General features: G+C 75.3%; 11 protein-coding genes. 8 read left to right on the forward strand and 3 right to left on the reverse strand.

Annotated elements, in window-relative coordinates; all coding sequences use genetic code 11:
• Positions 1-126 precede the first annotated feature (126 nt).
• The 3 genes from ACF089_RS08245 to ACF089_RS08255 are packed head-to-tail and all read left to right on the forward strand — an operon-like array spanning position 127 to position 5,116.
• Positions 127-1,023 carry an FAD binding domain-containing protein gene (locus tag ACF089_RS08245; RefSeq protein WP_392023544.1) on the forward strand — a complete coding sequence of 299 codons (897 nt, stop codon included), beginning with the start codon at positions 127-129 and terminating at the stop codon, positions 1,021-1,023.
• Positions 1,020-2,834 (forward strand): 2Fe-2S iron-sulfur cluster-binding protein, encoded by a 1,815-nt coding sequence (locus ACF089_RS08250; RefSeq protein WP_392023547.1) that lies wholly within the window; start codon positions 1,020-1,022, stop codon positions 2,832-2,834. The genes ACF089_RS08245 and ACF089_RS08250 overlap by 4 nt, the downstream gene beginning before the upstream one ends.
• On the forward strand, positions 2,831-5,116 hold the full coding sequence (locus tag ACF089_RS08255; protein WP_392023549.1) for a xanthine dehydrogenase family protein molybdopterin-binding subunit: 2,286 nt from the start codon (positions 2,831-2,833) through the stop codon (positions 5,114-5,116). The genes ACF089_RS08250 and ACF089_RS08255 overlap by 4 nt, the downstream gene beginning before the upstream one ends.
• A 147-nt stretch (positions 5,117-5,263) precedes the next feature.
• Here ACF089_RS08255 and ACF089_RS08260 read toward each other — a convergent pair whose 3' ends face one another.
• The 3 genes from ACF089_RS08260 to ACF089_RS08270 all read right to left on the reverse strand — a co-directional run bounded on the left by ACF089_RS08260 (position 5,264) and on the right by ACF089_RS08270 (position 10,578).
• Positions 5,264-7,300: a serine/threonine-protein kinase gene (locus tag ACF089_RS08260; protein WP_392023551.1), complete on the reverse strand. Its 2,037-nt coding sequence runs from the start codon at positions 7,298-7,300 to the stop codon at positions 5,264-5,266.
• A 176-nt stretch (positions 7,301-7,476) separates the two neighbouring features.
• Positions 7,477-9,705, reverse strand: a complete 2,229-nt coding sequence (locus tag ACF089_RS08265; protein ID WP_392023553.1) for a PQQ-binding-like beta-propeller repeat protein — start codon at positions 9,703-9,705, stop codon at positions 7,477-7,479.
• Positions 9,706-9,708: 3 nt separating this feature from the next.
• A complete protein-coding gene (locus ACF089_RS08270; RefSeq protein WP_392023556.1) occupies positions 9,709-10,578 on the reverse strand; it encodes a serine/threonine protein kinase in 870 nt (289 codons plus the stop codon).
• A gap of 320 nt (positions 10,579-10,898) precedes the next feature.
• Between ACF089_RS08270 and ACF089_RS08275 the strand changes: the two genes are divergently transcribed.
• The 5 genes from ACF089_RS08275 to ACF089_RS08295 all read left to right on the forward strand — a co-directional run bounded on the left by ACF089_RS08275 (position 10,899) and on the right by ACF089_RS08295 (position 13,385).
• Positions 10,899-11,441: an AAA family ATPase gene (locus ACF089_RS08275; RefSeq protein WP_392023558.1), complete on the forward strand. Its 543-nt coding sequence runs from the start codon at positions 10,899-10,901 to the stop codon at positions 11,439-11,441.
• 98 nt (positions 11,442-11,539) lie between these two features.
• Positions 11,540-11,749 (forward strand): hypothetical protein, encoded by a 210-nt coding sequence (locus tag ACF089_RS08280; RefSeq protein ID WP_392023561.1) that lies wholly within the window; start codon positions 11,540-11,542, stop codon positions 11,747-11,749.
• A complete protein-coding gene (locus ACF089_RS08285) occupies positions 11,721-12,248 on the forward strand; it encodes a DUF6879 family protein (RefSeq protein ID WP_392023563.1) in 528 nt (175 codons plus the stop codon). Before ACF089_RS08280 ends, ACF089_RS08285 begins: the two co-directional genes overlap by 29 nt.
• Complete coding sequence (locus tag ACF089_RS08290; RefSeq protein ID WP_392023566.1) at positions 12,245-13,075, forward strand: helix-turn-helix domain-containing protein; 831 nt, start codon at positions 12,245-12,247, stop codon at positions 13,073-13,075. Before ACF089_RS08285 ends, ACF089_RS08290 begins: the two co-directional genes overlap by 4 nt.
• Before the next feature lie 76 nt (positions 13,076-13,151).
• Entirely contained in the window at positions 13,152-13,385 is a 234-nt protein-coding gene (locus ACF089_RS08295; RefSeq protein WP_392023569.1) for a DUF397 domain-containing protein, read from the forward strand.
• Positions 13,386-13,394: the final 9 nt, after the last annotated feature.

Here is a 13,394-nt window from a genome sequence, read left to right on the forward strand (position 1 = left end):
GCGTCCTTCGCGGACCCTCCCGCCGGTCGGCCCGGAAGATGTGCCAGAGTTGCCATCTCCAGCCTGTGAGCACGTACGGTACGGCAACACAGGCGGGATGGCCGGACACCGGGAAGGGGCAGCTGGGTGACCACACACGCACCGCAGACGACGCGGTCGGTGACGCTGCCGACCTCGCTCGACGAAGCCGTGGCGGCACTGGCCGCCATGCCCGCCGCCGTGCCGGTCGCGGGCGGCACGGACCTCATGGCGGCGGTCAACAAGGGGCAGCTGCGCCCGGCCGGGCTCGTCGGGCTCGGCCGGATCAGCGAGATCCGCGGCTGGCGCTACCAGGACGGCCACGCCCTCCTCGGCGCCGGTCTCACCCACGCCCGGATGGGCCGCCCCGACTTCGCCGCCCTCATGCCCGCGCTCGCCGCCTCCGCGCGCGCCGCGGGCCCGCCGCAGATCCGCAACGCAGGCACCCTCGGCGGCAATATCGCCACCGCCGCGCCGACCGGCGACAGCCTGCCCGTCCTCGCCGCCCTGGAGGCCGAGCTGGTCATCGCGGGCCCCGGCGGCGCCCGGCGCGAGCTGCCCGTCTCCCATCTGCTCGCCGGACGCGAGATGCTCGGCCCGGCCGAACTCATCGGCTATGTCCGAGTCCCGCTGCTCCACGCGCCCCAGGTCTTCCTGAAGGCCACCGGACGCACCGGCCCCGGCCGGGCCACCGCGTCCGTGGCCGTCGTGCTCGACCCCGTGCGGCGCGGAGTGCGCTGCGCGGTCGGGGCGATCGCGCCCATGCCGCTGCGGCCCATGGAGGCCGAGCGCTGGATCGCCTCGCTCATCGACTGGGACGGCGAACGCGGCCTCTCCGCCGAGGCGCTGGCCGCCTTCGGCGAGTACGTCGCCGCCGCCTGCATCCCGGATCCGGCGCCGGCCGCGGAAGGCGCGGAAGCGGCCGTCCACCCGCCGGCCGTACTGCATCTGCGGCGGACCGTCGCCGCACTGGCCCGACGGGCACTGGGGAGGGCGCTGTCATGAGCGACGAGGAGAACCAGCGGGAGCGCCGGTCGGCCCCGCCGCACGGAGATCGGCAGGGACACCCCGCCGAGCACGGCGGCTGGCAGCCGACCCCGCAGGGCGACTACGACTACGAGGCCACGGCCTTCGTGCACATCCCGCCGGAGGACATGCCCGGAGCCTCCCCGCTGGAGGCCCCGGGACACGGCTATGTGCCCCCGATGATCCTGCCGCTCACCCCGGCCGCCGATCCCCAGGTGCCCGACGCCTGGCAGAACCCGCCGGAGCGGCGGGCGGAGCACGCCTGGCCCGAGCCGCCCGCCGCGGAGCACCGGCCCGAGGACCCGCACGCCACCGGCGAGTGGAACTACGAGCCGCCCGCCAACGACGTGACGGGCCAGTGGACCATCCCGGTCGCCCGGGGCGATCTCCCCGAGGAGACGGGCGAGTTCACCACGTCCATGCTCCAGTCCCAGTGGAACGCCGCCCCCACGACCCTCCCGGGCGGCGCGACCGCGCCCTGGGCCGAGCAGGCCCCGGCGACCCTCCCCGGCGGCGCGGCGGCCCCCTGGGCCGAACAGCCCGCGCCCGCCCCGGACGGCCGCGCCCCGGAGCACCACGCGCCCGCCCCGGACGCCCCGGCCGGATACGCCCCCGAGCCCCAGGTCCAGGAGCCCCGGGCCCCCGAGGCCCACGCCCCCGAGGCCCACGTCCCCGAGGTCCACGAGGCCACGGCCCACGCCCCCGAGGCGCCCGCGCCGCACGCCCCGGGCCCGTACGAGCGGACCGAACCGGCCGCCGGAGCGCCCGAGGCCCCGGCGGCCCCGGAGCCCGCCGCCCAGCACCCCGGGACCCACGCGCCCGCGCCCCACACCCCCGGGGCCGACGCCTTCGAGACCCGGCAGCCCCTGGACCGGGCCCCCGAGACCCCGGTGCGGTCCACCCACGCGCCCGCGCCCGCCCCCGAACCGGCCCCGCGGGCCGCCGCGGAGCCGGAGCAGGCCCCGCAGCCGCAGCCGGTCCCCGACCCCGTCGCGCCCGAGGCCGCCGCGCCCGACCCCGCCGTCCCCGAGCCGCCCGCCGACCCGGAAGCGGAAGCCGAAGCGGAATCGGCGGCGCGGACGGAAGCGCCCGCCGCCCCGGAGACGGCCGCCGCGGCCGCCCCCGGACCCGAGCCCGAACCGGACCCCGGGCCGCCGCCCGCCCCCACCCCCGAGGCCGCCGCCCAGGAACACCCGCCCACCTCCTACGTCCTGCGGGTCAACGGCACCGACCGCCCCGTCACCGACGCCTGGATCGGCGAGTCCCTGCTCTACGTCCTGCGCGAGCGCCTCGGCCTCGCCGGGGCCAAGGACGGCTGCTCCCAGGGCGAGTGCGGCGCGTGCAACGTCCAGGTCGACGGCCGGCTCGTCGCCTCCTGCCTGGTCCCCGCCGCCACCACCGCCGGCTCCGAGGTCCGCACCGTCGAGGGCCTCGCCGTCGACGGCGAACCCTCCGACGTCCAGCGGGCCCTGGCCGCCTGCGGAGCCGTCCAGTGCGGCTTCTGCATCCCCGGCATGGCCATGACCGTCCACGATCTGCTGGAGGGCAACCACCGCCCCAGCGAGCTGGAGACCCGGCAGGCCCTCTGCGGCAACCTCTGCCGCTGCTCCGGCTACCGGGGCGTGCTCGACGCCGTACGGGACGTGGTCGCCGGACGCGAGGCGAGCGCGGCCGCCGCGGCGGAGGCGGCCGACGCCGCGGGCCCGCCGACGGATGCCCGCATTCCGCACCAGGCGCCCCCCGGCGCGGGTAGTGTGCAGCCCCACCCGCACGACGGAGGCATGGCGTGACCAACGACGCGGCCCCCTTCCCCCGGCCGGAGCAGCCCGCCCACGGCCTCGGGACCTCCCTCCCCCCGGCCGACGCCCGGGCCAAGACCGAGGGCACCTTCCCGTACGCCTCCGACCTCTGGGCCGAGGGCCTGCTCTGGGCGGCGATCCTGCGCGCCCCGCACCCCCACGCCCGGATCACCTCGATCGACACCTCGGCCGCGCTGGAGATGCCCGGCGTCCGCGCCGTCGTCACCCACCAGGACATCCCCGGCGACGTCTCGTACGGCAGGCGCATCGCCGACCGTCCGGTCTTCGCCTCCGAACTCGTCCGCCACCACGGCGAGGCCATCGCCGCCGTCGCCGCCGACCACCCGGACACCGCCCGGCTGGCCGCCGCCGCCATCGCCGTCGAGTACGAGGTGCTGGAACCGGTCACCGACCCGGAACAGGCCTTCGCCGCCGAACCGCTGCACCCCGACGGCAATCTGATCCGCCACATCCCGCTCCGCTACGGCGACCCCGACATCACCGGCGAGATCGTCGTCGAGGGCCTCTACCGCATCGGACGCCAGGACCCCGCGCCCATCGGGGCCGAGGCCGGCCTCGCCGTGCCCCGCCCCGACGGCGGCGTCGAGCTGTACGTCGCCTCCACCGACCCGCACACCGACCGCGACCTCGCCGCCGACTGCTTCGGCCTGGAACCCGACCGGGTCAAGGTCGTGGTCACCGGCGTCCCCGGGGCCACCGGCGACCGGGAGGACCCCGGCTTCCAGCTCCCCCTCGGACTGCTGGCCCTCAAGACGGGCTGCCCGGTCAAACTGACCGCCACCCGCGAGGAGTCCTTCCTCGGCCACGCCCACCGCCACCCCACCCTGCTGCGCTACCGGCACCACGCCGACGCCGACGGCCGGCTGGTCAAGGTCGAGGCGCAGCTCCTCCTCGACGCGGGCGCGTACGCCGACTCCTCCTCCGAGTCGCTCGCCGCCGCCGTCGCCTTCGCCTGCGGCCCCTACGTCGTCCCGCACGCCTTCATCGAGGGCTGGGCCGTGCGCACCAACAACCCCCCGTCGGGCCATGTGCGCGGCGAGGGCGCGATGCAGGTGTGCGCCGCCTACGAGGCCCAGATGGACAAGCTCTCCGTCAAGCTCGGCCTCGACCCCACCGAGCTGCGGCTGCGCAATGTGCTCGCGACCGGCGACATCCTCCCCACCGGCCAGACCGTCACCTGCCCGGCCCCGGTGGCCGAACTGCTCCAGGCCGTACGGGACTTCCCGCTGCCCCCGCTGCCCAAGGACTCGCCCGAGGACGACTGGCTGCTGCCCGGCGGCCCCGAGGGCGCGGGCGAGCCGGGCGCGGTGCGCCGGGGCGTCGGCTACGCGCTGGGTATGGTCCACATGCTCGGCGCGGAGGGCGCGGACGAGGTCTCCACCGCCACCGTCAAGGTCCACGACGGCATCGCCACCGTCATCTGCGCCGCCGTCGAGACCGGCCAGGGCTTCACCACCCTCGCCCGCCAGATCGTCCAGGAGACCCTGGGCGTCGACGAGGTCCATGTCGCCGCCGTCGACACCGACCAGCCCCCGGCGGGCCCGGCGGCCCACGGCCGGCACACCTGGGTCTCCGGCGGCGCGGTCGAGCGGGCGGCCAAGATGGTCCGCACCCAGCTCCTCCAGCCGCTGGCGCACCAGTTCGGGATGTCGACCGAGCTGCTCCAGATCGCCGACGGCAAGATCACCTCGTACGACGGGGTGCTCTCCACCACGGTGGCGGAGGCGATGGAGGGCAAGGAGCTGTGGGCCACCGCCCAGTGCCGCCCCCACCCCACCGAACCGCTGGACGAGGCCGGTCAGGGCGACGCCTTCGTCGGCATGGCGTTCTGCGCGGTACGGGCCGTGGTGGACGTCGACATCGAACTCGGCGCGATCCGGGTGGTCGAGATGGCCGTCGCCCAGGACGTCGGCCGGGTGCTCAATCCGGCGCAGCTCGCCAGCCGGATCGAGGCGGGCGTCACCTTCGGCGTCGGCACCGCCCTGACGGAGAACCTGCGCACCGCGCGCGGCGTCATCCGCCACCCCGATCTGACCGGGTACGCGCTGCCGACCGCCCTGGACGCGCCCGACATCCGCATCGTGAAGCTGGTCGAGGAGCGCGACGTGGTCGCCCCCTTCGGCGCGAAGGCGGCCAGCGCCGCCCCGGTGGTCACCTCCCCGGCGGCGGTCGCGGCAGCGGTCCGGGCGGCCACCGGCCGCCCCGTCAACCGCCTGCCCATCCGCCCCCAGGCGGCGGTGGCGAACTCGTAGGGCCCGCCCTTCGGGGCGGCCGGACCGGGCCCGGCGCGGACCACGGGCCACGGACCCCGCGCGCCCGGGCCCCCCGGGTCCGGCTCCGGTCCGCCTCCGGGAGCCCTGCGCGGCCCGGGCCCCTCGGCGGGGCCCGGGAGTCTCGCGTCAGGACCCGCCCGACAGGGCCGTGGTGCTCTCCGCCTGGAGCAGATAGAGCCGTTCGCCGTCGGAGGTCAGCTTCAGGGACTTGGGGCTGCGCTGCCCGTGCCGCCAGGCCGGACGCCCGGTGAGCTTGTCGAGGGCGAGCGCGTCGAACGAGTTCACGCCCTCCTTCGCCGTCACCTCGCAGACATGACCGCCGACGATCTGCGGCGCGTAGTAGGTGATGGCGAGCGTCCCGATGTCGTGCCGCCAGACCTCCTTGCCGTCGCTCAGCCGGTGGCAGCGCAGCACCGTGCTGTCCACGGCGTACACCAGCTCCCCGTCGATCACCGCCGAACCCCACTGGGGCAGCACCGGGTCGCCGGAGGACGGCACCGACCACACCTTCTCGCCGTCCGCCAGCCGCACCCGGGACAGGGACTTGCCGCCGATGACGGCCGTCTCCGCGTCGAGGGCCGGGACCGAGACGGAATCGCCGGGGAGCTTGATGTGCCACGCGCGCGCCCCCGTCTCGGTGTCGAGGGCGAACGCGGTGCCCTTGGGGGAGCGCAGGACCAGCCGTTCGTCGGAGGCGTTGCCGTAGCCCTTGTCGAACCCCTGGGCCGGGACGGTCCACAGCACCTTCCGGGTACGGGTGTCGATCGCCCGGATCCGGTCGTCCCGGGTCTGGACGTACACCGCCGAATCGTTCGCCGCGATGACCAGATCGGCGTCCGCCGCCACCGCCCACCGCTCCTCGCCGCTCGCCGCGTCGATCGCGTACAGCCGTCCCGCCGCGTCCGCCGCCGCCACCGAATCGCCGTCCAGCGCCCGGAACTCGGAGGACGGGGTGATCCGCTCCCGCTTCCACCGCTGGGCCCCGTCGGCCGTGGCATGGCCGACGAGCCCGCCCTCCTTCGAACCGAAGACCAGGGTGTCGCCGACGACGACGGCGGGCGGGCTCCACGGGTCGGCGGCCGACAGCGGCCCCCACACCCGCTCCCCGGGCTTCCCCGCCGGATGCTTCCTCGCCGTCTTCCCGTCCTCCTTCCCGTCCCCCCTGCGGGTCAGCACGACCGCGGTCCCGCCGCCCGCGGCCCCGACCAGGGCCGTCGCCACGGCCAGCCGGGTCAGGAAGCGCCGGCGGCCGGGGCCGTCGGCGACCACCGTGCCGGGCAGCGTCGCCCACTGCCGGGCCTGGGTCTCGCGCCGTTCGATGTCGGCGGAGAGCGGGCCCTGCCGCCAGATCCGGTCGCCGCGCCGGGGCGGGGCGAAGGCCCCGGCGATCTGCTCCGGTGTGGGCCGCAGCGCGGGATCCTTCGCCAGACACGGCAGGATCAGCGGCCGGAACTCCGGCGGCACCCGGCTCAGATCGGGCTCCCCGTGCACCACCTCGTACTGCACGGCGGCCACATGGTCGCCCCGGTAGGCGGGCCGCCCGCCCGCCGCGTACACCAGGACCGCGCCGAGCGAGAAGACGTCGGCGGCCGGGCCCACCCGCTGCCCCATGGCCTGTTCGGGCGCGCCGAAGCCGGGCGTCACGGGGGCCTGGCCGGTGGTGGTGAGGGTGAGCCCGTGCTCGGGCCGGGCGATGCCGAAGTCGATGACGCTCGGGCCCGAGGAGGTCAGCACGATGTTCGCCGGTTTGAGGTCGCGGTGGATCAGTCCGGTGGCGTGGATCGACCGCAGCGCGTCGGCGAGGGACGCGGCGAGCGCGCGCAGGGCGTCGGGGGCGAGCGGCCCGTAGGAGGAGACGGCGTCCTCCAGGGTCGGCCCGCTCAGGAACTCCGTGGCGATCCACGGCCGTCCGCCCTCGGTCTGCGCGGCGAGCACCCGGGCCACGCCCTTGCCGGTGACGCTCCGGGCGGTCTCCGCCTCGCGCAGAAACCGCCGTACCAGGTGCTGGTCATGGGTGAGATGGGGCAGCAGCACCTTCACGGCGGCCGGGCGGCCCTGCCCGTCGTGGCCGAGATACACCTTCCCCATCCCGCCCGCGCCGAGCACTCCGGCGAGCCGGTAGGGGCCGAGACGGAGCGGATCGCCGGTGCCGAGAGGATCCATGCGGGTGTGCCTTCCGAAGAGCTGGGAGCCGGGCGGGAACGCCGGGCGGGGGAGAGGGACAGGAGGGAATGGACAGGTCCGCCCGCACGCCCGCCCGATCGCGGGGCGGGGCGGGGCGGGGCGGGAACGGGAACGGGACGTCGGGCCCGGAGTCAGGAGCCCGGAACGGGACGCCGTCAGGAGCGTTTTCTGAGGTCGACGCCGAGCACCTGCTCGCCGTCGACCAGCACCAGCCGGTCCCAGGACTCCTGGAGGCACATGCCCGTCGCCGGCGGCCGGAAGGACCAGTCCTCCCGGCGGGACCCGGCGTCGATCGCCCGCAGCCCGCCGTGGCACATCACCAGCACGTGCTTCCCGGAGACCGCGGGCGGCACCCGCACATCGGGCGCGTCGCCCGTCCGCGCCGTCCACCGGGGCGTGCCCTTCGCCGCGTCCAGCACCACCGCCCCGCGGTCCTTCTCGGCCGCGTACACCGCCCCGCCGCGCACCGCCGGCTGGCTGTACGAACCGGCGGTCCGGTCCGCGCCGAAGCTCCAGGCCGTCCCGCCGTCGCCGATCCGCAGCGCCCGGACCACGGCCCCGCCGACGTACACATGGCGTCCGTCCACGGCGAGCGCGCCCGGTGTGCGGGGCGCGGGAGCGGACCGGTCGGCCGGTACGGAGGACTCCCAGGCGATCTCCCCGGTGCGCGGATCCCGGGCGCTCAGCTCCAGCGCGGACCCGTCCGCCGCCCGGCGGGCGAGGATCAGCCGCCCGGCGGCGACGGTCGCGAGGACGCTGTCGTCCGCGCTCTTCGGGTCGTACGCCTCCAGCGGCCGCGCCCACAGCTGCCGGCCGGTCCTGGGAACCGCGCCGCCGGGGCTCTCGCCCAGTCCCACGGCGAGCAGCCGCCATCCGCCGGAGTCCCCGCGGGCGGCCAGGACGACGGTGTCGCCGAAGACGCCGAGCAGCGAGGCGTCCCGTACCGGACGGTCGAACTCGCCGAACATCGCGGTCACCGCGATCGTGCCGCCGACCGCGTCGACCGTGTACACCGACACCCGGTGCCCGTACGGGTCGGCCGCCGGTCCCAGCGCGTACAGCGCCTTGCCGTCGGAGTGGACGTGCCGGGGATCGCGCACCTTGGGCACGATCCACCGCTCCTCGCCCTTCACGGTGCCGATGCCGGCCAGTCCGTCGTCGGTCATCACGGCCATCAGGTCGTCGCCGACGGCGACCGGGGTCAGCAGCGGGCTGGTCCGGATCGTCCGCCGCCAGCTCTGCCGTTTGTCGGCGGGCGTGGACGGGCCGGCCGCGCCGGGCGCCGCCGTCGCGACCGGGCCCGGCGAGGGGGCCGCCCCGGGCGCGCTCGCGGGCGGTTCGCGGAGCAGGGCCCACACACCGCCGCCGACGGCCGTCGCGGCGAGCGCCGAACCGCCCGCCGTCAGCAGCCGGCGGCGGCTCGCCGTGCGGGGGCGCCGGCCGGAGTCCGGGGCGGTGTCCGGCTGCGGGGCGTTCGCCGCGGGGCCGGCCGGCCGGTACGGACGGTGGTGCCACACCTCCGTCGCCCGGCGGGCGATCTCGGTCAGCACCCCCTCCGGGAGATGGTCGGCGAACTCGCCCCGGCCGTCGTGGAGCCACGCGGCGAACTCCTGCGCGGTGGGCCGCCGGGCGGGGTCCTTGTCGAGCGCCCGCGCCAGCGTCGGGACCAGCGCCCCGGGCACTCCGGAGAGATCGGGCTCCGTGTACCGCACCCGGTAGAGCAGATCGGCCGGCGCGCCGGTCCCGAACGGGCCGTGGCCCGAGGCCGCGTGGACGAGCACGCCCGCGAGCGCGAAGACGTCGCCCGCCGGGGTGTGCTCCTGGCCGCTCGCCTGCTCGGGCGACATGTAGGCGGGGGTGCCCGCGGCGGCCCCGACCCGGGTCAGCCGGTCGTCGCCCGCCGCGCGGGCGATGCCGAAGTCGATGATCTTGGGGCCGTCGGCGCCGATCAGCACATTGGACGGTTTGAGGTCGCGGTGGACCACCTCGGAGGCGTGCAACTGCCCCAGCGCCGCCGCCAGCGCGGCCCCCACGGCGCGTACCGAGGTCTCGGGCAGGGGGCCGTACGCCGAGACCGCGGCGTCCAGCGGCGGGCCGAGGACGTACTCCGTGGCGAGCCAGGGCGGATCGCCGAGCGGGTCGGCGGCGAAGACGGTCGCGCCGTGGTGGCCGCCGATGATCCGGGCCGCGTCCGTCTCCAGCCGGAACCGGGACCGCAGCACCGGATCGGACGCGAGATGCGCGTGCAGGGTCTTCAGCGCGACCGTGCGGCCGCCGGGGGAGCGGGCCAGATACACCGTGCCCATACCGCCGCCGCCGAGCCGGGCCATCAGCAGATGGCCGCCGACGGCGACCGGGTCGTCGTGGGTCAGGGGAGAGAGCACCGGTCACACCCCCGGCGCCGGGACGGTGACCGCGACCTCGGCGGCGAGCAACGCCGCCGACTGCCGCGCGAGCGCGGCCACCACCCGCCCGGGCAGCGCCGGGGGCCCCGGCGGGCCCAAAGCGCCGAGCGCCTCGGCCGCCGTCGGACGGGCCGCCGGATCGCGGCTCAGACAGCGGGACACGAGCGGTCGCAGCGCCTCGGGCAGCTCGGACCGGTCGGGCGCGGTGTGCCCGGTGGCGGCGTACGCGAGGATCGCGCCGAACCCGTGCAGATCCCCCGCCGGGCCGGGCGGGCCGCCCGCCGCCTCCTCGGGGGCCGTCACGGCCGGGTCCAGGCCCGGCAGACCCGCTCGGGCGACCCCGTCCGGGGCCGCCGCGCGCAGCGCGCCGGAGCAGCTCAGCAGGGGTCCGTCCGCGGTCAGCAGCACCACCGAGGGGGAGACCAGCCCGCCGTGGACCGTCCCCCGGCCGTGCAGCTCCGCCAGCGTCTCGGCGAGGGCCGCGCCCAGCGCCCGTACGGCCGTTTCGGGCAGCGGTCCGCCGTACGCGGCGAGGGCCGACGGCAGCGGGAGCAGCGGGAGATACGGGGCGGAGTGCCACGGCCCGTCCTCGTTCGGCCACAGCTCGCCGACGGGCAGCAGCCGCCGCCCGGTGAGATAGCGCGCCGCGTGCGCCTCGTCGGCGAAGAGCCGGCGGTCCGCCCCGTCGAGCGGGACGGTGAGCACCACCGTGAACATCCCCTCCCCGCTCCTGGCGAGAAACCGCTGCCCGGGCACGGGCGGCTGTCCGGGCCCGACCGGGTCGAGCGTCGCGACGATCTCGTACGGCCCGATCCGCCGCGGCCGGTCCGGCCGTTCTGCTGGCACTGCCATTCCCTTGAGCCCCCGTGTCGTTCCTGAAGTGCCCCGAGCCTACTGGGGCCCTTTCCGGCGGGCCGGGGGCCTTGGGGCTGTCCGGCTGTCCGGCTGCCCGCCGGGGGAGCGGGGGCTGTCCGGACGCCTGCCGGGCCTCCGGGGTCGGCCGGACGCCTGCCGGGCCTCCGGGGTCGGCCGGACGCCTGCCGGGCCTCCGGGGTCGGCCGGACGCCCGCTCGGCGGCCCGGGGTCGAGCGGCCGCAACCCCGGGGCCGCCCGCCGGGCCGCCCCGGGGTTAACCGGATGCCCGCCGGGCGCGCCCTGGATAGCGTCGGGCCATGACCGAACAACTCGCCCCGTCCGTCGTCCTGATCACCGGGATCATGGCCTCCGGCAAGTCCACCGTGGCGCAGGCCCTCGCCGAACGGCTGCCGAGGTCCGCGCACATCCGGGGAGACGCCTTCCGGCGGATGACGGTTTCCGGCCGCGTCGAGATGGGCTCGCCCGACGAACGCGAGGCCCTCGCGCAGCTGAGCCTCCGCCACCGGCTCGCCGCCCGCACCGCGGACGACTACGCGGACGCCGGCTTCACGGCCGTGGTCCAGGACATCGTCATCGGCGACCACCTCCGCGCCTTCCCCGCCCTCGTCCGCACCCGCCCCCTCCACCTCGTCGTCCTCGCCCCCACCCCCGCCGCCGTCACCGCCCGCGAGGCCGCCCGCCCCAAAACCGGCTACGGCCCCGACTGGACCGTCACCGACCTCGACCACGTCCTCCGCGAGGAGACCCCGCGCATCGGCCTCTGGCTGGACACCAGCGACCAGACGCCGGCGGAGACGGTGGACGCCATCCTGTCGAGACTGCCGGAGGCGCGGGTCTGAGATGGCGGGGGTTTCCAGTAACGGAAACCAGAACCTCTTGTTACGGAGTGTCAGGAGGCGGGAAGATGAGGCCCGGCATCCGAGGACGAGGGGGCGCAGTGGCCAGAAGGCTGACTCGTTTGGCGGGCGAATGCGATGACGGTGAGTGCCCTGCCATCTATGCGACCGACAGGGGAACGCTCGCGGTCCAGGGCGAGCGCATGGCGGACCACGGACTGGAGATCCCGTCCCACGAGACCCTGGTCGAAATCCCGATCGAGCTCATGCGAAAGGCTGTCCGTGGCGACCTCTTCCAGGACTTTGAGTGAATGGCTCAAGGATTTCGAGCGAGAAGCGTTCCGGCTGGAGACGCTGGACGACTACAGCAGATCGGGTGGAGTCGATGCGTATCAGGCGTTCCTCGCGGGAAAGCCGCAGCCGGAGGAGTACCGGACCGCCGGCTGGCTGAAGACGGTGGGGGACGCCGTGCGGACGGGCCGGCGGATCTATCGGGTCCATGTGCTGGCGCGCCCGCTGACGGACTATCTCCGGTTCGAGCTGTCCTGGGGATATCGGCGCAATATGACCGCCGGGGAGGAGTTCTTCATCCTCGACGTCACGAACCGAGAGAATCCTATTCCGGACGCCCCGGACTTCTGGCTCTTCGACGACCGGGCGGCCGGCATCATGAATTACGACGGCGCCGGAAAGTACATGGGAGTCGACTTCCGGGGTGAGGACGGGCTGTCGGAGATCCGGCGGTACAAGGAAGCGGCGACGGCCCACGCCGTGCCCTTCCCCGAATGGTGGGCCCAGTACGGCGATTGAGCAGATCTGATCTCGGTCCGGCGCTGCGGGCACTGCGAGAGGCCTCCGGAAGGGAAGCCAAAGCGGTCGCCCGCGGCGCCGCCATGTCCCGCTCCAAGCTCTCCAAGATCGAGAACGGGAATGTCGCCCCCAGCGTCACCGACGTCGACTGCGTCCTCACGGCCCTGGGGGTCTCCGGCGAGGTCAAGGCCGAGTACATGGCCGCCGCCAGGGAAGCGGCCACCGAGGTCACGTCCTGGCGTCTGATCCGCAGGCTCGGCCACCACCGCAAGCAGCGGCAGGTGCAGGCGCTGGAGTCGCGCACCACCCTGCTGAGGTTGTTTCAGCCCTCGCTCGTTCCCGGGCTGCTGCAGACGCCCGACTACGTTCGGGCGGTGTTCGCCCGCAAGGCCCTGACCGAGGTGCAGCGAGATCGTGCCGTCGGCGCGAGGCTGGCCCGGCAGAGCGTCCTCCACGCACCGGAAAAGACCTTTCGCTTCGTCGTCACGGAACCCGTGCTCCGGTGGCGTATCGTTCCGCCCTTGGTGATGGCGGGGCAACTCGACAGGCTGATCTCTGTTTCTCGTCTGCCCAACGTCGACCTCCGGATCGTGTCCCTTTCCGCCGCGCAGACGGAGTTCCCCGGCCACTCCTTCTCCATCAAGGATGAGCGCATGGTGGCCATCGAGACAATCCACGCCGAGACCGTCGTGACCGACCCTCGGGATGTCAGGCTCTATGTGGCCAGATTTTCCGCGTTCGAGCGGACCGCGCTTTCCGGTGACCGGATGAGATCCTTGATCTCGGATGTCCGGGACGGGTTTTTGCGCGAACAGGAAACCGAGTAGTTCTCTCCGCGCCGAGGGGAAAAGATGGGGTGGCGGTCTTTTCGGGGCCGTCAGGGACTCACAAGGAGGACACCCCATGCCCGAGGGAACAGATGTGTACGCACTCGATGTGCGAGAAGCCTCTTTCGCCAGGGCGTGCGGCGGCAATACGCATCCGGACGGCGAATCCTGTGTGACGCTCGCGAGGATCGGCCCCGACGCATGGGCCCTGGGGGACAGCAAGCGGCCCGGGGCGACGCCGCTCCGGTTCACCACGGCGGAGCTGCGGGCGGCCGGCATCGAACCGGCGCGCTTCGGCCTCTCCGTCTGACCGCTTCGG

This window comes from Streptomyces sp. NPDC014894 (assembly GCF_043080985.1).
GTDB lineage: Bacteria > Actinomycetota > Actinomycetes > Streptomycetales > Streptomycetaceae > Streptomyces.

Bases quoted from the DNA above. Each gene is read 5' to 3' on its own strand.
- ACF089_RS08275 (WP_392023558.1), top strand. From the start codon at position 10,899: ATGACCGAACAACTCGCCCCGTCCGTCGTCCTGATCACCGGGATCATG.
- ACF089_RS08260 (WP_392023551.1), bottom strand. From the start codon at position 7,300: ATGGATCCTCTCGGCACCGGCGATCCGCTCCGTCTCGGCCCCTACCGG.
- ACF089_RS08295 (WP_392023569.1), top strand. From the start codon at position 13,152: ATGCCCGAGGGAACAGATGTGTACGCACTCGATGTGCGAGAAGCCTCT.
- ACF089_RS08250 (WP_392023547.1), top strand. From the start codon at position 1,020: ATGAGCGACGAGGAGAACCAGCGGGAGCGCCGGTCGGCCCCGCCGCAC.
- ACF089_RS08270 (WP_392023556.1), bottom strand. From the start codon at position 10,578: ATGGCAGTGCCAGCAGAACGGCCGGACCGGCCGCGGCGGATCGGGCCG.